The 16,273-nt window shown below is 64.7% G+C and carries 15 protein-coding genes and 1 tRNA gene; 5 read left to right on the top strand and 11 right to left on the bottom strand.

Features of this window, described 5'->3' with window-relative positions:
- Window positions 1–10 precede the first annotated feature (10 nt).
- Complete coding sequence (locus AB843_RS01835; protein WP_048645053.1) at window positions 11–499, bottom strand: (2Fe-2S)-binding protein; 489 nt, start codon at window positions 497–499, stop codon at window positions 11–13.
- A 253-nt stretch (window positions 500–752) separates the two neighbouring features.
- Between AB843_RS01835 and AB843_RS01840 the strand changes: the two genes are divergently transcribed.
- Window positions 753–828 (top strand) — tRNA-Thr (locus tag AB843_RS01840).
- A 59-nt stretch (window positions 829–887) separates the two neighbouring features.
- Here AB843_RS01840 and AB843_RS01845 read toward each other — a convergent pair.
- Window positions 888–1,595 carry an MOSC domain-containing protein gene (locus tag AB843_RS01845; RefSeq protein WP_048645054.1) on the bottom strand — a complete coding sequence of 236 codons (708 nt, stop codon included), beginning with the start codon at window positions 1,593–1,595 and terminating at the stop codon, window positions 888–890.
- 342 nt (window positions 1,596–1,937) lie between these two features.
- Between AB843_RS01845 and AB843_RS01850 the strand changes: the two genes are divergently transcribed.
- Window positions 1,938–2,726, top strand: a complete 789-nt coding sequence (locus tag AB843_RS01850) for an IclR family transcriptional regulator (RefSeq protein WP_048645055.1) — start codon at window positions 1,938–1,940, stop codon at window positions 2,724–2,726.
- A 13-nt stretch (window positions 2,727–2,739) separates the two neighbouring features.
- Here the strand turns inward: AB843_RS01850 and AB843_RS01855 are convergent, their stop codons facing one another.
- The 5 genes from AB843_RS01855 to ilvD form a co-directional block, all read right to left on the bottom strand.
- The gene (locus AB843_RS01855; RefSeq protein WP_157384402.1) at window positions 2,740–3,498 is read right to left on the bottom strand and encodes a helix-turn-helix domain-containing protein; all 759 of its coding nucleotides are present in this window, start codon (window positions 3,496–3,498) and stop codon (window positions 2,740–2,742) included.
- A gap of 152 nt (window positions 3,499–3,650) precedes the next feature.
- Entirely contained in the window at window positions 3,651–4,934 is a 1,284-nt protein-coding gene (locus tag AB843_RS01860; protein ID WP_048645057.1) for a TRAP transporter large permease, read from the bottom strand.
- A gap of 6 nt (window positions 4,935–4,940) precedes the next feature.
- Window positions 4,941–5,456 (bottom strand): TRAP transporter small permease, encoded by a 516-nt coding sequence (locus tag AB843_RS01865; protein ID WP_048645058.1) that lies wholly within the window; start codon window positions 5,454–5,456, stop codon window positions 4,941–4,943.
- Window positions 5,457–5,627: 171 nt separating this feature from the next.
- The gene (locus AB843_RS01870; RefSeq protein WP_048645059.1) at window positions 5,628–6,626 is read right to left on the bottom strand and encodes a TRAP transporter substrate-binding protein; all 999 of its coding nucleotides are present in this window, start codon (window positions 6,624–6,626) and stop codon (window positions 5,628–5,630) included.
- Between the two features lie 169 nt (window positions 6,627–6,795).
- Complete coding sequence (ilvD, locus tag AB843_RS01875) at window positions 6,796–8,469, bottom strand: dihydroxy-acid dehydratase (protein WP_048645060.1); 1,674 nt, start codon at window positions 8,467–8,469, stop codon at window positions 6,796–6,798.
- Between the two features lie 119 nt (window positions 8,470–8,588).
- Here ilvD and AB843_RS01880 point away from each other — a divergent pair, with 119 nt between their 5' ends.
- Window positions 8,589–9,506 carry a LysR family transcriptional regulator gene (locus tag AB843_RS01880; protein WP_048645061.1) on the top strand — a complete coding sequence of 306 codons (918 nt, stop codon included), beginning with the start codon at window positions 8,589–8,591 and terminating at the stop codon, window positions 9,504–9,506.
- Between the two features lie 115 nt (window positions 9,507–9,621).
- On the opposite strand, the gene AB843_RS01885 is transcribed toward AB843_RS01880, so the two are convergent.
- From AB843_RS01885 to AB843_RS01895, 3 genes are all read right to left on the bottom strand, one after another.
- Window positions 9,622–10,968: a TRAP transporter large permease gene (locus tag AB843_RS01885; protein WP_048645062.1), complete on the bottom strand. Its 1,347-nt coding sequence runs from the start codon at window positions 10,966–10,968 to the stop codon at window positions 9,622–9,624.
- Window positions 10,965–11,534: a TRAP transporter small permease subunit gene (locus AB843_RS01890; protein ID WP_048645063.1), complete on the bottom strand. Its 570-nt coding sequence runs from the start codon at window positions 11,532–11,534 to the stop codon at window positions 10,965–10,967. The genes AB843_RS01885 and AB843_RS01890 overlap by 4 nt, the downstream gene beginning before the upstream one ends.
- A gap of 131 nt (window positions 11,535–11,665) precedes the next feature.
- Complete coding sequence (locus AB843_RS01895; protein WP_048645064.1) at window positions 11,666–12,703, bottom strand: TRAP transporter substrate-binding protein; 1,038 nt, start codon at window positions 12,701–12,703, stop codon at window positions 11,666–11,668.
- Window positions 12,704–12,870: 167 nt separating this feature from the next.
- Here AB843_RS01895 and AB843_RS01900 point away from each other — a divergent pair, with 167 nt between their 5' ends.
- Window positions 12,871–13,623, top strand: a complete 753-nt coding sequence (locus AB843_RS01900; RefSeq protein WP_048645065.1) for an SDR family NAD(P)-dependent oxidoreductase — start codon at window positions 12,871–12,873, stop codon at window positions 13,621–13,623.
- A gap of 40 nt (window positions 13,624–13,663) precedes the next feature.
- Window positions 13,664–15,364, top strand: a complete 1,701-nt coding sequence (locus AB843_RS01905; protein ID WP_048645066.1) for an FAD-dependent oxidoreductase — start codon at window positions 13,664–13,666, stop codon at window positions 15,362–15,364.
- A gap of 87 nt (window positions 15,365–15,451) precedes the next feature.
- On the opposite strand, the gene AB843_RS01910 is transcribed toward AB843_RS01905, so the two are convergent.
- Complete coding sequence (locus tag AB843_RS01910) at window positions 15,452–16,255, bottom strand: IclR family transcriptional regulator (RefSeq protein ID WP_157384403.1); 804 nt, start codon at window positions 16,253–16,255, stop codon at window positions 15,452–15,454.
- Window positions 16,256–16,273 lie beyond the last annotated feature (18 nt).

Below are 16,273 nucleotides of genomic sequence, written 5' to 3' on the forward strand. Positions count from 1 at the left end.
CAGCTCTCCTTCACGCGGCCCGCGCCCGGCCGTCGCCCATGGCCTCGGCGGCGGCGAGGATCGCCTTGACGATGTTGTGATAGCCGGTGCAGCGGCAGATGTTTCCTTCCAGCTCCTCGCGGACCGTCGCCTCGGTGAGCCCGTCGGGGTGGCGGCGGATCATGTCGGTCGCGGCCATGATCATGCCCGGCGTGCAGAAGCCGCATTGCAGGCCGTGATGCTCCTTGAAGGCGGCCTGAACGGGATGCAGCGTGTCGCCTTCGGCCAGGCCTTCGATGGTGAGGATTTCGCTGCCATCGGCCTGCACGGCGAGGATCGAGCACGACTTCACCGATCTGCCGTCCATATGGATGGTGCAGGCGCCGCATTGCGAGGTGTCGCAGCCGACATGCGTGCCGGTCAATCCAAGCGTCTCGCGCAGGAAATGGGAGAGCAATGTTCTGTCCTCGACGGCGCCGGAGGTCTTCCGTCCGTTCACCGACATCGAAACTTCAGTCATGGAAACCTTCCTGCTTGCCTTTTGGGTGAGCTTTCTCCGAAGGGGAGCGAAGCGGAAGATTACCCCAGGCGCGTCAGGAGTCCATGGCTTGACAAGGGATGAGGCGTCATTTCAGTGTTTGGCGTTTCCGTTGAATGAGCCTCGTCGGAAAACGGCACGAACAGTCCCGCCGCACGCAACTCTCTCTTGATCTTGCCGACCGATGCGGTTATCAGGCGGGCAGTTCGGCGTGACGCAAGCCACGCGAGAGGCTGCCGCTTTAGCTCAGTTGGTAGAGCATCGCATTCGTAATGCGGAGGTCGTCAGTTCGAGTCTGACAAGCGGCACCACTTTTCGCCCTTCTCGAAATTGCATTTTCAGCCCCGCCATCCGCCACCCCACGGTCGGGTCATTCGGCGGTGCCGTGCAGCCGTCGGCTCCAGTCCTCCACCTGGCCGGACGCCAGGCGTCGCTCGGCATAGCGTCGCCAGCTTTCCGGCAGGCCCGGCAAGGCCGCCATCTGGCGAAGCGCATCGCGGTTCAGCGTGTCGACGTAGAGGATCCGCCACAGCCGGTGAAGCGGCCAGTCCGGCAGACGGCGCTCAACGAGGCGGAGCTCGTCACCCGTGGCGACGCGGCCGGCCTCGATCACCCTGTAGTACCAGCCCGTACGGCCGGATTTCTGCACGCGGGCGGCCATGTCCGCGACGGCAAAGCGGGCATTCAGCTTCCAGCAGGGTTGCCGGCCCTGCGACACTTCGATCAGCGCTCCGCCGAGCCGGAACACATCGCCGATCGCCACCGTGCTTTCGCTCAAGCCAGTGGTCGACAGGTTTTCGCCGAAGGCGCCGGGGCGGTCGAGCAGGGGCACCTCGCCGATTTCGCCGCGCCACGCGGCGTAGTGCTCGTACGGATAGTGGTGCACTGCCTTGTCCGGCCCGCCGTGATGCTTGCGGTCGCCCTGCATGTCGCCGGTCAGCCCTTCGCGCCCAAGCCAGAGCGGCTTGTCGACGGGCTGCTTGTCGATGCCGCTCGGCGTATTGCCGGCGCCAAGAGGGGCGATATCGCCGATCAGCAGGGCGTCAAGCGCCGTTCCGGCGTCACATGCGTCAGACATCGAGATCCTCCAGCCAGTCCGCCAGCATGATCTGGGGGCCTTCCGCGTTGGCAGAACGCCTGTAACATGCCCGACAGGGATACGGCATAGGCGGCTTGTTCAAAAGGGTGTGTTTTGCTTGTTCGACATATCGCTGCCGAGAAGATCGCCAAGGCTGCTTGATAGCAAGACCCATCCGGAACGCTCGTTTGCCGTCCTGTGTTGAACGCCGTATGGCGGCGATTTACGTTGCCGGCTGGTTCCAATCTTTGTTACATTGAAGACCCTTTTCATGCGGTGGCGATGGGAGCAGCGCAGGCATTGGCTAAAGCAGGCGATGGTGACGGTGCCGGAAAGCCCGGCATGGCTGTTTCCTCAGCGCTTTCACGAGGATTGAGCCTGCTTGCCACATTTGCCGATGCCTCGGTCTGGCTCAGCAATTCCGACATCGTCCGACGTACCGGATTGCCGGCGCCCACGGTGGCGAGGCTCACCAGGTCTCTGGTGACGATGGGGATGCTGCACTACAGCGTCAACCGCCGCCGCTTTCGGCTGGCGCCCGGTGTCATGCGGCTCGGCTACGGGGCGCGTTGCGAGGCCCATCTGGTCGAGATGGCGCGGCCGCATCTGCAGCGCTTCGCCGACCGCCATCATGTCCATGTGTCGCTTGCCGTGCTCGATGAAACAGACGCGCTTCACCTGGAAGTGTGCCACAGCGCGTCGACATTCATGACGCTGCGGCTCGGGGTCGGCTCGCGCATACCGCTCGCCTGCACGGCAGCCGGGCATGCGATCCTCTCCTGCCTGAGCGAGGGCGAACGCGGCGGCGTGATGACGTCGCTTCAACGACGGCACGAGCGCAACTGGCCGCGAATCGAACCGGCGATCGCGCGCGCCATGGATGACATCGACGCGCATGGCTTCGCGCGGTGTGTCGGTGGCTGGCAAAGCGACATCAACAGCGTCGCCACGCCTCTTCGGACCCCGCTGCATGGCGGTGCCATGTCGATTGCCTGCGGCGCTCCGGCCGGACACGTTCCCGTCGACCGGCTGACGGAGATCGGCGGCGAACTGGTGCTTCTGGCCAATCTGTTTTCCGGTGGGCTTCAGGAAGGCATGGCCGAGCGGCGGACGTCAGGTCGTTCCGCCTGACGGGCAAAGTGCATCAATCGTCCAGATAGCGCACGCCGGCGGCCGCCGATTTCTGCTGGATCAGTTCGATCGCCGTCAGAAGGTCGCCGACGAGGCCGATGGGTGGCTGGTCCTGCCGCGCGGCATGGGGAACCACTGCCTCCAGGGCCAGGACCGCATTGCTCAGGTGCAGCGGCGCGCCGAGCATCAACACATTCCGCTCCTCGTCCATGACCTTGAAACAGCCGGATGCGCGGAAGAAGGCGAAGCTATCCTCAAGGTTGCGCGTCAGCTTGGCTTCCTTTTCGGATGGCAAGGCCAGTTCTTCCCCATGTGCACGGGCAGTGAAGAGCAGTGCGTGGCCGGCGGCTGTGTGAACCATCGGAGCGGTTGAACCCGCATGCTCGGTGGGGGTGTTCCTGGCCACGCTGCGGCACACGAGCAGCGACAGCGCGTGGTCGGCATCGGGAACCATCAGGGAGACGGCGGCGTCGTGCCTCTCGGCCAAAGCCTGCATGACGGGGCGCGCCACCTCGCCGATGGGGGCGCCGCGCAGAAAGGCCTCGGAGAGTGCGCCGGCGACGCGGCCCGGCTGATAACGCCCGGCAAACCGCGCCGGCTCGATATAGCCATGCAATTCCAGCGTCTTGATCAGCTTGGCCGCGGTATCGGGTCTCAGCTCCGTGCGCTGGGCCATTTCATCGACGGTCATCGGCCCCTCATCGGACAGCAAGCGCACCAGCGCCAGGCCGTTCTGCAGAGCGACCGTATTCGAGCCTTCGTCGGATTTCATGCCCACCGCGACCCACACTCCCGCTTTTCGGTTCGAGTTTCCCACGGTTCATCAAGGTGAGCATGGTTTTGCCAGCGATGATGAGCCGTTCCGTTCCTTCGGTGTTACGCCGGCTGCCCGGCACTGGCAATGGGCGCGTCGGTCGGCACGGTTCAATAGCCGCTGAGGCCCGGCAGCCAGGTCGACAGCGCTGGAATGAAGGTTAGCGCCATCAGCACCAGCAGATGCACGATCAGGAAGGGTGGCATCTCGCGGATCATGTCGCCGACGCGAATCTTCACCGCCGACGAGACGACGAACAACAGAGCACCGACCGGTGGCGTCAACAGGCCAATGGTCAGGTTGACAATGACGACGATGGCGAAATGGATCGGGTCGATGCCCAGCGAATAGGCGATGGGGCTGAGGATCGGCACCAGGATCATGACGCCGGGCAGAGGATCCAAGAACAGGCCAAACACCAGCAGCAGCACGTTGATCGCCAGCAGGAACAGAATGGGACTGAGGTTCCATGAGACGATGGCGGCGGCGATGGTCTGGGGGATGCCCTCGATGATGATGATCCAGGCAAAGGCGCGGGCGGCGGCCAGGATCAGCAGGATCGTCGCCGTCACCAGCGCGGAGCGGAAGATGATGTCCGGCAGGTCCTTCAGGTGGAGCGAGCGGTAGACGAACAGGCCGCACAGCAGCGCGTAGAACACGGCGACCACCGAGGCCTCGGTCGGGGTGAACATGCCGCTGCGGATGCCGCCGATGATCAGCACGATCAGCATGATCGCCGGCAGGGCCTGCAACGAGGTGCGCACCATCTCGCGCAGCGGCGGGCGCGGTGTGCTGCTTTTGAAGCCGCGCCGGCGGCAGACATACCAGTTGGTCGCGGCCATGGCCGCCGAGATGAGGATGCCCGGCACGATGCCGGCCATGAACAGGGCGATGACCGACACGCGCTCGTCCTGCATGGCATAGAGGATCATGATGATCGACGGCGGGATGATCGGCCCGACCACCGAGGCCGAGGCGGTCAGCGCGCTGGCATAGGATTTGTCGTAGCCGTCCTTTTCCATCATGCGGATCATCATCGCGCCGGGGCCGGCGGCGTCGGCGAGCGCCGAGCCGGAAATGCCGGCGAACATGGTCGAGGAGACGACGTTGGCGTAGCCGAGCCCGCCGCGGAAATGGCCGACGAACTGCGAGGCGAAGCGCAGCAGGATCTGCGTCATGGCGCCGCTCGTCATCAGTTCGGCGGCGAGGATGAAGAACGGCACGGCCATCAGCGGAAAACTGTCGAGGCCGGAAAACATCTCCTTGACGATGACGATCTGCGGATAGGAGCTGCCAAGCCCGACGGCAGCCCAGACCGCCAGCGCCAGGGCGAAGGCCACCGGCATGCCGATGACGAGGAGGGCGAAGAAGGATGCGAAGAGGATCAGCGCCACGGCTGTCTATTCCCGGCCGGTAGCGATGGTGGCGGAATCGGCCTCGATCTCGGCGAAGCGGTTCTCGAGCACGAAGTTCCTGGCGATCAACAGCAGATGGACGATCAGCAGACCGAAGCCGATCGGCATCGCCGCATAGATGTAGCTGAACGAAACGCGGGTCGCCGGAGTCACCTGGAAGCGCATGCGGTCCATATAGTCCTTGCCCATCCAGATCATGATGGCGAAGAAGGCCAAAAGCAGGCACAGGATGAGTATGCGCAGGGCGCGCTGGGCATTGGCGCCGAGCATCTCCTGGAAGTTGCCGATCGCCACATGGCCGCCCGTTCGGAGCGCCATGCCGGCGCCGATGAAGGTCATCCACACCATCAGGTAGCGCGCCACCTCCTCTGCCCAGGTGATGGAAAAATTGGTCAGGTAGCGCAGCGACACATTGGCGAAGACGATCACGGCCATCGCCGAAAGCAATAGCACCAGGGCCCATTTGTTGGCTGTGAGAAAGTAGCGCTCGAACCTGTTCACTGACCCCTCCCCAGAGGCGGATTCCACCGCTCGTCGGCTTGCCGGCTGTCCTGTTTAAAGCATGATCGCCGAAAATGAGAGCAGGTTTTCGAACAATCGGTCACCCGAAACAAAAAAGGACCATGATGACGGCTCGCGAAAGCGTCATCATGGTCCCCGTGCCAGGCCGGATTATTCCGTGGCGATGATCTGGTCGATCGTGGCCTTGTCGTACTGGCCGTAGTATTTCTCATAGGCCGGGGCGAGCGTCTTCTGGAAGTCGGCCTTTTCCTCGATGGTCAGCGTGCTGATCTCCATGCCCTCGGTCTTCAACTGCTCGACGCCTGAAGTCTCGACATTGTCGACATAGGCGCGCATGGCGGCGACGGCTTCCTTGGCCGCATCCTTGAAGACCTGCTGGTCCTCCGGCGTCATGCCTTCCCAGAGCTGCCTGGAGACGAGCAGCATGGCCGGCGAATAGACGTGGCCGGACAGGGTCAGGTATTTCTGCACTTCCGAAAGCTTGGCTGAGGTGATCACCGAGAGCGGATTTTCCTGTCCATCGATCGTGCCCTGCTGCAGCGAGCTGATCACTTCCGGCCAGGCCATCGGCGTGGGGGCAGCGCCCAGCGTCTCGAAGGCGGTGATATGGATCGGATTTTCCATCGTGCGCAGCTTCAGGCCGGCGACATCCTGCGGCTCGGCGATGGCGTTGCGGTTGTTGGTGATGTGGCGAAAGCCCTGCTCGCCCCAGGCCAGCGCCACCAGGCCGGCATCGTCGAACTTGGCGAGAATGTTCTGGCCGACCTCGCCATCCAGAACCTTGCGCGCATGGGTGAGGTCACGGAACAGGAAGGGGATGTCGAAGATGCCGGTCTCCGGCACGAAATTGCTCAGCGTGCCCGAGGAAACGATGGTCGCCTCGACCGTGCCGAGCTGCAACCCCTCGATCACCTCGCGCTCGCCGCCGAGGCCCGAGGAGGGGAAGTGGCGGAATTTGTAGCGGCCGTCGGTCTTCGCCTCGACGACCTCCTGCCATTTGTCGGCGGCGACGCCGTAATGCGAGGTTGGCGCCAGCGCGTAGCCGATCTTCACTTCCTGCTGGGCGTTGGCCGTTGCCGACCAGCCGAACAGGCCGATGGCCGTCGCCAGTGCCGCGACCGGCACAAGTTTGCGTGCGAATAAAGTCATGGATTCCTCCCGTTGGTGCAGCGTCGCTGCGCTTCAGACTCCTGTTCGATCTAGACCGGTTCAGCGTTTCATGGAAACGCTGAACCGGTCTAGATCATTGTTTTTCCGCATTTATGCGGACGTCAGGTGGCTTCACCCGACTGCAAAATTCTCTAGTGGCGCATCGGGCCTATCCCGTCAATGCGCCGGTGCTTGCAGGACCAGCAAGTTGGGCGAACTTGGCCAAAACGCCGCGCGTGTAGCGCGGTGCCGGTCGCTGCCATTTTTCCCGCCGACGGGCGATCTCCTCCTCGGCCACATTCAGCTGCAGAAGCTGGCTTTCGGCGTCGATGGTGATCTCGTCGCCCTCCTCGACCAGGGCAATGGTGCCGCCCTCATAAGCTTCCGGCGTAACGTGACCAACGAGAAGCCCCCAGGACCCACCCGAAAAGCGGCCATCGGTGATCAGGCCGACATGCTCGCCCAGCCCGCGGCCGATGATGGCCGCGGATGGCGCCAGCATTTCCGGCATGCCGGGTCCGCCCTTCGGGCCGAGGTAGCGCAGCACCAGCACGTCGCCAGGCCTGATCGCGTCGGAGAGGATTGCCCGCATGGCCGTCTGCTCGTCCTCGAAAACGCGGGCCGGGCCGGTGATGCTGGTCGATTTCAGGCCGGTGATCTTGGCGACGGCGCCATCCTCGGCAAGGTTGCCTCTGAGGATCGCCAGATGACCCTGGCGGTAGAGCGGCGCGTCGATGGGGCGAATGACATCCTGGCCGGCCATCGGCGTGGCGGGGATGCCGGCCAGTTCCTCTTGCAGCGTGCGGCCGGTGATCGTCAGGCAGTCGCCATGCAGCAGCCCGGCATCGAGCAGCATCTTCAGCACTTGCGGAATGCCACCGGCGCGGTGGAGGTCGACGGCCATGTACCGGCCGGAGGGCTTCATGTCGCACAGCACCGGCACTTTGCGCCGGATGCGCTCGAAATCGTCCAGCGTCCAGTCCACTTCGGCCGCTTGGCAGATGGCCAGATAGTGCAGAACGGCGTTGGTCGAGCCGCCCGTCGCCATGACGAGCGCGACGGCGTTCTCGACGCTGCGGCGGGTGATGATGTCGCGCGGCTTCAGCCCGTTGTGCACGGCGTCGATCAGCACGCGGGCGGATTGCGCGGCCGAAAGGCGTTTCTCTTCGTGGATGTTGGCCATGGTCGACGAGCCGAGCAGGGCCATGCCGAGCGCCTCGAAGGACGAACTCATCGTGTTGGCGGTATACATGCCGCCGCAGGCGCCGGTGCCCGGCACGGCGGCGCGCTCGACCTCCGTGAGTTCGGTCTCGCTCATGTGACCGGCCTTGACCGCACCGACCGCCTCGAAGGCGGAAACCAGAGACAGGTCCCGGCCGTTGAGCCGGCCCGGCATGACGGTGCCGCCATAGACATAGATCGCCGGCACGTTGGCGCGGGCGATGCCGATCATGCCGCCCGGCTTGTTCTTGTCGCAGCCGCCGATGACGAGGACGCCGTCCATCCACTGACCCTGCACGGTGGTCTCGATGCAGTCGGCGATCACCTCGCGCGAAACGAGCGAGTATTTCATGCCCTCCGTGCCCATCGACATGCCGTCGGAGATGGTCGGGACGCCAAATGTCTGCGGGTTGCCGCCGGCCTCGCGGATCGCCTGGACGGCGGCATCGGCCAGCGGCTGCAGGCCGGCATTGCAGGGTGTGATGGTCGAATGACCGTTGGCGATGCCGATCATCGGCTTGGAGAAATCCTCCTCCGTGTAGCCCAGCGCGAAGAACATCGCCCGGTTCGCGGCACGCTCGACGCCTTCAGTGATGGTTTTCGATCGCGCGTTCGACTTCATGCACCTTCTCCCGGCCGCGATCACGCATGGATTGCAGCAAGGCAAGGCTAGGAGAGTTTGAGTGATATGAGAAATATATATATCCTATTGCAATAATCTGACTGGCGAATGAGCGGTACATGGACATCCGGCAAATCAGGCATTTCGTGAGCGTTGCCGAGGAGCTTCATTTCGGCCGTGCCGCGGAGCGCCTCGGCATGACGCAGCCGCCGCTCAGCCAGAGCATCCAGATGATCGAAGCCGAGCTCGGGCTGAAGCTGTTCGAGCGCACGCGGCGCAGCGTGGCGCTGACGCCGGTGGCGCGCGAATGGCTGCCGCATGCCCGCCGGGTGCTGGACGAGGCGACGGCGTTGCCGCAGATCGCCCGCCGCCTGTCGCGCGGCGAGATCGGCACGGTGCGCCTCTCCTTCATCAGCTTCGTCAGCTACAGCTTCCTGCCGCTCCTCGTGCGGCGCTTCAAGGAGCACTATCCGGAGGTCGAACTGGTGCTGCGGGAATCGACCAGCGACGTGCAGATTGCCGAGCTGCTCGACGGGACGCTCGATGCGGGGGTGATCATCGCTCCGCCGCGCGGCAGCCTGCCGTCGCTGCTGCGCTACGTGCCGATCGAGCGAGAGGCGCTGGTGGTCGCCGTGCCCGAGGAGTGGATCGTGTCGGGGCGGTTGACACCGGCGGGCGGCAGGCTGCGTTTCGAGGCGCTGCGCGATTTGCCGGTGATCCTGTTTCCGCGTGACAGCGCGCCGGCGCTGCACGATCTCGTCACGCGCTATTACGCGGAGCATGGCGCCGCGCCCGTCGCCGGGCAGCAGGCGGTGCAGATGCAGACGATCATCAACCTGGTCTCGAGCGGGCTGGGCATCGCCTTCGTGCCGGCGACGATGCGCAATCTGGTGCGGCCCGGCGTCGCCTATCTACGCCTGGCTGAGCGCCAGCCGGAGATCGAGATCGGCCTCGCCTTTCGCGACCTAGGCGGCAGCGCCGCGGTGCGCCATCTGGCGGCGCTGGCCGGCGAATTGTTCCCCGCTAGATCACGATGATTTTGGATTGAATCAATCCAAAATCATCGTGATCGCTCTCAATAAGTTAGAGCGGGATGCGGGCGGAAAACCGCTTCGCACTTTTCCTCATCCCGCTCTAAGGCCGGGGTGAAGCTCACCTGGCCAGATAGGACGGCAGCCATAATGTGATCTGCGGCCACAGCATCACCATGGTCAGCGCCAGGAGCTGCAGGACAACGAAGGGGATGATGCCGCGATAGATGGTCGAGATCGACACGCCTTCCGGCGCGATGCCGCGCAGGTAGAACAGGGCGTAGCCGAAGGGCGGCGTCAGGAACGAGGTCTGCAGGTTGACCGACAGGGCGATGGCGAACCAGATCAGCGTCTGCTCCGGCGTCATGCCGAAATCGAGGCCGGCGACGATGGGGGCAACGATCGGCACCACCACCAGCGTGATCTCGACCCATTCGAGGAAAAAGCCCAGCACAAACACCAAAAGCATGATGGTGAGCAGCACCGCATAGGGATTGTCGCCGTGCAGCGCGAAGGCATCGATGATCATCTGGTCGCCGCCGAGCTTGCGGAAGATGACGCTGAAAATCGTCGCGCCGATCATGACGAAGATGATCATCGCCGTGGTCTTGGTGGTGTCGCGCAGCGCATCGGCAAGGACCGACAGGCTGAGCTTGCCCGACAGGAGCGCCAACAGCATCGCGCCGGCCGCACCGATGGCGGCGGATTCGGTCGGCGTGGCGATCCCCGTGACGATGGTGCCGAGCACGGCGGCGATCAACGCCACGGGGGCCAGCAGATCGCGGACCAGTGCGAAGGCGACAAGCCACAGCGGATCGGAGTTGTCCTCGGCCGCAGCCGCTGGCATGCGGTGCGGCTGGAAGATGGCGACGAGAATCAGATAGGCGAGGTAAAGCCCGCCCAAAAGCAGGCCCGGCCCGATCGCGCCCATAAACAGATCGCCCACCGAGACGCGCATCTGGTCGCCCAGCACGATCAGCATGACGCTCGGCGGAATGAGGATGCCGAGCGTGCCGCTGGAGGCGATCAGGCCGGTCGAAATTCTGGCGTCATAGCCGTTCTTCAGCATGGTGGGCAGGGCCATCATGCCCATCAGCACCACCGAGGCGCCGATGATGCCGGTCGAGGCGGCCATGACGACGCCGATGATGGCGACGGCGAAGGCGTAGCCGCCCGGCAGGCCGCGAAACACGGAGGCGAGCGAGCGCAGCAGGCGCTGGGCGACACCCGAGCGCTCGAGCATCAGCCCCATGAAGACGAACAGCGGAATGGCGATCAGAAGCCAGTTGGTCAGGATGCCCGAATAGATGCGCGAGACGCCGAGCGACAGGAACAGCATCGGCACATCGCCGAGAAAGGCGAAGATCAGGCCGATGCCGGCCAGGACGAAAGCCACGGGATAGCCGGTGAAGATGCCGGCCATCAAGCCGATCAGCATCAGGATAGGCCAGAAATAGGCGTCGTTCATCGGGCTGCGCCGCCATGCTTGGCGGAAAAGCCCGCCAGTTCGAGGGCGATCGACAGGGCGCGCAGCAGCGCGCACAGGCCGAGCAGTGAGAAGGCCGCGGGGATTGCCGCCTTGATCATCCAGCGGTCGAGCAGGCCGCCATAAGTCGAGCCTTCGCTGGAGATGAAGGCCTTCTCGGCGAAACCGTAACCGTACCAGGCGATGATGACGCAGAACGGCAGCAGGAACACCAGGTCGCCGAACAGGCGCAGCGCCAGTTTTGCCCGCTCCGGCAAGCCCGACGAGAAAACGTCGACGGCGACATGGCTGTTGTCGCGGAAGGCATAGACGCCGCCGAACAGGACGATCAGCGCGAAGATGTGCCATTGCAGGTCGAGCAGTGTGTTGACCGTCAGCGCCTTGCCGAACAACGGCACGGGTTCGGCCCATTCCGCCAGGACGTTGATGCCCAGTTGCGCCGCCAGAACCGTCAGGCAGACGCTGAGGATCAGCGGCAGGACCAGCCAGCCGACGATCCGGCCAGGCCACGTGCAGGCGGATTGCAACCGATGAAGGAAACGGGTCATGAGCGCACTCTCAACGATGATCTTCCGCTCTGGCGATGGATGGGCGAAAGCGCGCCCCGGCCTTATCGGCCGGAACGCGCGGCGTAAACCCCCCGAGTTCCCGAGCCCCAGGGACCTCAGGGGGCTTGACCCTATTGCTTGTGCGGGATGGCCTGCAGGCGTTCCCACTCGCCGACGCGGTCGATATAGGCGGTCAGCGATTCATAGGCTTCCTTGAAAATCGGATCCTTGGCGGCTTCTTCGATCAGCACCGCTTCGGCCTGCTCGCGGATCGCGATCAGCACCTCGTCGGGGAAGCGGCGCACATTGACGCCCGCCTCGCGGATCGTGGCGATCGCCTCGGCCTGCGCGTTGAGCTGGTCGCCCAGATTGTAGGTGATGTTGGCCTTGCACGCCTCGACCATGATCGTCTGGGTGGCCTCGTCGAAGCCGTTCCACACATCCATGTTGATGATGATGGAATCCCAGCTCGACGGCTGGTGCCAGCCGGGGAAGTAGTAGTTCTTGACCACTTTCTGGAAGCCGAAGCCGAGATCGAGCTGCGGGGCGGAGAACTCTGTGGCGTCGATGCGGCCTGTCTCCAGCGAGACGAAGATTTCGCCCGCCGGCACGAGCTGGGTGTTGGCGCCGAGTTTGGCCAGCGTCTTGCCGCCGAGGCCGGCGATGCGCATGTTGAGGCCCTTGAAGTCCTCGGCCGTGTTGATCTCCTTGTTGAACCAGCCGCCGGCCTCCGGCACCACCAGGTGGCAAGGGAGCACCTTCACGCCGTGCGGGTCGTAGGCCTTCTGGATGATCTCCAGGCCGCCGCCCTCGAACATCCAGGCGAGCGCCACGTCGGGGGTCGGGCCGAAGGGCATCGAGCCGATCAGGTTGGCGACCGGAATGGTCTCGGCCCAGTAGCCGATCCAGTCGAAGCCCATCGGGATCGCGCCGGAGGAGACCGCGCCGAACACCTCGAAGGGCGGTACGAAATCGCCGGCGCCGTGGACATTGATCTCCACTTCGCCGCCGGTCATCAGCTTCACCCGCTCGGCCCATTTCGCCGGGCTCGGTCCGATCGACGGCACCTGGAGGCCGAAGACGCTCTGCAGGTCGAAGCTCTCGGCATAGGCCGGAGCGGTGGAAAGCATGGTCGCAGCCAGCGCTGCGGCGACAAGCCGTTTTGTCATGAGGTCCTCCCCTGATGTCGCCCTTTGCGGGCGCAATTCATCCTCCCGACGCGTTTCGCGCCAGCTCGTGCAAGGCGCGGCGGAAATATTGCCCAACCGGCTTGCTCATCGGCAACATTAATTATAATCAAATGAATTAGCAATGACCTAATTTTTAGGAGTGGGCGATGATCGAGATCGGCGATTGCGTCGCGGTGGTGACGGGCGCTGGCCAGGGAAACGGCCGGGCCATCGCGCTCGGCCTGGCCCGGGCAGGTGCCCGGGTCGCGGTGTGCGACGTGAACGGCAAGGGCGCCGAGGAGACGGCGGCAATGATCGTCGCTAGCGGCGGCACGGCACTGGCGGCGACGGTCGATGTGTCCGACAAGATGGCCTGCCGCAGCTTTGCCGCGCGTGCCGGCCAGGAGCTGGGCGACACAACAATCCTGGTCAACAATGCCGGCATCATCCGCCGCCATGGACTGGACGACGCGGATTTCGACAGCCATTGGGACGCGACCTTCCGGGTCAATGTGGACGGCACCAAGAACATGGTGCTGGCCTTCGTGCCGCAGCTCGAAAAGACCGGCGGGCGTATCGTCAACCTGGCGTCCATCATGTCGCAGGCCGCAGGCCCCGGGATCCCCGCCTATGTGGCGAGCAAGGGCGCCATCGCGCAGTTCACCAAGGCGCTGGCGCATGAACTGGCTCCACGCGGCATCCGGGTCAACGCCATCGCGCCGGGCGTGATCGACACGCCGATGACCGAGGCGACACGTGGCAATGAGGCCGCCATCGGCCGGTTCATGGCGCACACGCCGCTCGGACGCACCGGCAAGCCGGAGGAGCTGGTCGGGCCGGTCCTGTTCCTCGCTTCGCCCATGTCGAGCTACGTGACGGGCGTCATTCTGCCTGTCGACGGCGGCTATCTGGCGGCCTGAACCTTTCCCCATTTCCCATCGCACAGCAGGGATTTCGACTATGAAAAAGCATGTCTGCGACGTTCTCGTCATCGGCTCTGGCGCCGGCGGCCTGTCGAGCGCCGTTTCGGCGGCCCACCGCAACCTCGATGTCCTGGTGGTCGAGAAGGAGCAGGTCTTCGGCGGCACGACGGCGCGCTCGGGCGGCTGGATGTGGGTGCCTTGCAATGGACCGGCAAAGCGTGCCGGGGTGGAAGACAGCCCGCAAAAGGCGCGCCGCTATCTGCAGCATGAGGCGGGCGATCATTTCGACGCCGCGCGCGTCGACGCCTTTCTCGAGGCTGGCCCGAAGGCCGTGGAGTTCTTCGAGGAGAACACGGCGCTGAAATTCGATCTCGGCCCGACCTTTGCCGACTATCATCCAGACGCGCCGGGGGGCATGGACGGCGGGCGTTCGATCGTCGCGCGGCCCTTCGATGGGCGCGAACTGAAGGGCGAGATCAGCCGCCTGCGTCCGCCGCTTTCGGAGATCACCTTTCTTGGGATGATGATCGGCTCGGGCAAGGAACTGCTGCATTTCTTCAATGTCACCAGATCGCCGGTCTCGGCCTTCTATGTCGGCAAGCTATTCCTCAAATTCCTGCGCGACATGGCCTTTCACGGGCGGCCGATGCGGCTGATGAACGGCAATGCGCTGGTGGCGCGGCTGGCGAAATCCTGCTTCGACAGGAACGTGCCGATCTGGACGGGTGCGCCCGTGCGTGAGCTGTTGCGCGACGAGAAGGGCGCGGTGACCGGCGCCGTCGTCGATACGAAGCAAGGCGCGGTCGAGGTTACGGCCCGCAAGGGCGTGGTGCTGGCCGCCGGCGGCTTTCCCCAGGATCCCGTGCGCCGCAAGGCGCTATTCCCGCATGCGCCAGCCGGCTATGAACATGTTTCGCCGGCGCCGCCCGGAAACACGGGCGACGGGCTGCGGCTCGGCGAGGCCGTCGGTGCAGGCATCGACGACACCTTGCCCAACGCGGCCGCCTGGGTGCCCGTCTCGCGCCCGCCGCGCGGCGACGGCACGCTCGGCGTCTTTCCGCATTTTGTCGATCGCTCCAAACCGGGCGTCATCGCCGTCACGCGGTCGGGTCGCCGCTTCGTCAACGAGGCCAATTCCTACCATGATTTCTGCCAGGCGATGGTCAAGTCCTGCGGGGAGGAAGGCGAGGAGATCTGCGCCTTCTTCATCGCCGATCACCGGGTGCTGCGCAAATACGGGTTGGGCTATGTCAAGCCGGCGCCGGTGCCGTTCCGTCAGCACATTCGCTCGGGCTATCTGAGCGAGGGGGCGACGCTCGAGGCGCTCGCCACACAGATCGGTGTCGATCCGGAACAGCTCGAGCGCACCGTGGCGCGCTTCAACGAGCACGCGCAAAAGGGCGAGGACCCGGAGTTCCACAAGGGGTCGACGTCCTACAACCGCTCGCTGGGCGATCCCGAGCACAAGCCCAACCCCTGCGTCGCGCCCATTGAAAGCGGCCCGTTCTACGCGGTCAAGCTGGTGGTCGGCGATCTCGGCACGTTTGCCGGCCTGAAATGCGACGAGAATGTCCGTGTGCTCGATGAAGCCGGCAAACCGATCCCCGGCCTGTACGCCGCCGGCAACGACGCGGCGTCGATCATGGGCGGCAATTATCCCGGCGGCGGCATCACGCTCGGGCCGGCGATCACCTTCGGCTACATCGCGGCGCGGCACATGTCCGGCGCCAATTCGTGAAGGTCCTCGGGGCGGGGCCAGGAGGCGGCAGCGCGCCGGGCATGACGATGTGCGTCGCCACCGCCGGGCTCATCCCGTCGCGCTTGGTCAGGCGTCTTCGATATGGCCGAGATCGCGCGACAGTGCCTCGGTGAAGCGCATCAGGCGCGGAAGGCAGGCGCCGTCTTCCGCTAGGTCGATGTAATTGGTCGGGCCGATGACCGTTACCACCAGCTGCACCGTTCCGGTGTGGTCGAACACCGGCGCGGCAATGGCGCTGACGCCGGGGATCGGCGCATCCTTGGTGATGGCGTAGCCGAGCTTTGCCACCACGCCGACCTCGCGGCGGAACGTCTCCTCGCTGACGCCGGGAATGGCATACAAGGAGGGTTCGCGCCCTTCCAGCTCGGCGCGAGCCAGCGGCTCGGTCATCTTCGGCGGCAGGAAGGCGGCAAAGGCCTTTCCGGTTGCCGTCATGGTGACCATGAAGGTACCGCCGACGGCAACGTTGGAGTGGATACGCGCCGACGATTCCTGCAGATAGACGATGGTCGGCCCGTGCAGGCCCCAGACGGTGATTGCCACCATCAGGCCAAGTTCCTCGGCCAGTTCCGGCAGACGGCGGATGGTTTCGCGGTAGGCGTTCTGGTTGCGCAGCCGGGTGAGGCCTAGATGCAGGGCGAAGGGGCCGAGCTGGTATTGCCCTGTCTCCGTCTGCTCGACCATGTTGATGTTGCGGAAGGAGACCAGGTAGGGGTGCAGTTGCGCCGCCGCCATGTCCAGCGTCTCGGCCAGGTCGCGCAGCTTCAGCGGGCCGCCGGCCCGCGCCAGCGCCATCAGGATCGCGCCACCCGTCTCGATCGATTGAACGCCGCGCGATACACGCGGCTTTGACGGCACGCTCTCAGTCACCGGCGCTCCTTCCGAATC

This window comes from Nitratireductor soli (assembly GCF_001050155.1).
Lineage (GTDB): Bacteria > Pseudomonadota > Alphaproteobacteria > Rhizobiales > Rhizobiaceae > Nitratireductor > Nitratireductor soli.

What these genes read in the sequence shown, in the direction of transcription:
- AB843_RS01885 (WP_048645062.1), bottom strand. Translation starts at nt 10,968, where the DNA reads ATGAACGACGCCTATTTCTGGCCTATCCTGATGCTGATCGGCTTGATG.
- AB843_RS01835 (WP_048645053.1), bottom strand. Translation starts at nt 499, where the DNA reads ATGACTGAAGTTTCGATGTCGGTGAACGGACGGAAGACCTCCGGCGCC.
- ilvD (WP_048645060.1), bottom strand. Translation starts at nt 8,469, where the DNA reads ATGAAGTCGAACGCGCGATCGAAAACCATCACTGAAGGCGTCGAGCGT.
- AB843_RS01855 (WP_157384402.1), bottom strand. Translation starts at nt 3,498, where the DNA reads ATGAAATCCGACGAAGGCTCGAATACGGTCGCTCTGCAGAACGGCCTG.
- AB843_RS01900 (WP_048645065.1), top strand. Translation starts at nt 12,871, where the DNA reads ATGATCGAGATCGGCGATTGCGTCGCGGTGGTGACGGGCGCTGGCCAG.
- AB843_RS01880 (WP_048645061.1), top strand. Translation starts at nt 8,589, where the DNA reads ATGGACATCCGGCAAATCAGGCATTTCGTGAGCGTTGCCGAGGAGCTT.
- AB843_RS01905 (WP_048645066.1), top strand. Translation starts at nt 13,664, where the DNA reads ATGAAAAAGCATGTCTGCGACGTTCTCGTCATCGGCTCTGGCGCCGGC.
- AB843_RS01850 (WP_048645055.1), top strand. Translation starts at nt 1,938, where the DNA reads ATGGCTGTTTCCTCAGCGCTTTCACGAGGATTGAGCCTGCTTGCCACA.
- AB843_RS01870 (WP_048645059.1), bottom strand. Translation starts at nt 6,626, where the DNA reads ATGACTTTATTCGCACGCAAACTTGTGCCGGTCGCGGCACTGGCGACG.
- AB843_RS01890 (WP_048645063.1), bottom strand. Translation starts at nt 11,534, where the DNA reads ATGACCCGTTTCCTTCATCGGTTGCAATCCGCCTGCACGTGGCCTGGC.
- AB843_RS01845 (WP_048645054.1), bottom strand. Translation starts at nt 1,595, where the DNA reads ATGTCTGACGCATGTGACGCCGGAACGGCGCTTGACGCCCTGCTGATC.
- AB843_RS01895 (WP_048645064.1), bottom strand. Translation starts at nt 12,703, where the DNA reads ATGACAAAACGGCTTGTCGCCGCAGCGCTGGCTGCGACCATGCTTTCC.